Genomic DNA, 960 nt, shown 5'->3' with positions numbered 1-960 from the left:
ATCTAAGCATTATAGCAGAACTTCTTTTGAAAGCAGAATGGATATTTTAGAAAAGGGATACTATTCACATATTCTTACGGAGATAACACATATATTGAGCAAGCTTGAAAACATAACAACTATTCTTGATGTCGGATGTGGTGAAGGATATTATTCTAGAAAAATCAAAGAACTATTTCAAGCAGATATAGTTGCTTTTGATATTTCAAAAGATGCCATTTCCCTTGCTTCAAAAAGAGACGGTAGTAAGTCTATAAAGTGGTTTGTGGGTGATTTGGAAAATATGCCAATTAGAGACCACTCAGTAGACTGTATACTGGACATATTTACACCAGCTAATTATTTGGAGTTCAATAGAGTTCTGACGGATAGCGGCTATATTGTAAAGGTTATTCCTGGGAATAAACATCTGATGGAGTTCAGAAACATTGCAAAAGAACATTTGAAAAATCAAGAGTATTCCAATGAGAATGTGATTAACTTATTCAAGAAGCAGTATTCTGTTATTTACCAAAAAAGAGTTTCAGAATCATATGAAATGCCGTTAGAGGATATTAAAATTTTTGCAGACATGACCCCACTGCTCTTCCATGTAGATAAAACTGAGATTGATTTCAAAAAGCTAAAAACTTTGACGATTGATGCAGAGATATTTGTGGGAAGTCTATAACGCTTGAAACTTTCAGTTTGACGGAGCAACAAATTCCAATTTGTTGAACTGAATAGCACATACTGACCGATAGGAACAAGGATGAAATATACCTTGTTCCTTTTCGTTTACCCAGGGCATTCATAGAAAATGAATAAACAGGTCAGTTATGCATACCAACACTTATCTCGGACAGAGACAAAATTAATTACAAAACAAAACACTAAATTAACCGTATTTTGTTTGTGATGCATAGGCGATCTGTTTTTTTGTCTATCAACAATTAGAGTTACAAGGAATCTATTATGGAA

General features: G+C 33.5%; 1 protein-coding gene. It reads left to right on the top strand.

Going from position 1 to position 960, the window contains the following annotated elements; genetic code table 11:
• Positions 1 to 670 (top strand): methyltransferase domain-containing protein (locus JQM82_RS15845; RefSeq protein ID WP_235251380.1); only part of this gene is annotated, 670 nt, incomplete at its 5' end.
• Positions 671 to 960 lie beyond the last annotated feature (290 nt).

It is taken from the genome of Faecalicatena contorta (genome assembly GCF_021531995.1).
GTDB classification, from domain to species: Bacteria; Bacillota; Clostridia; order Lachnospirales; family Lachnospiraceae; genus Dorea_A; species Dorea_A contorta_A.
Note: the sequence above shows the minus strand (reverse complement) of the source record. Positions and strands in the feature narration are given on the sequence as shown.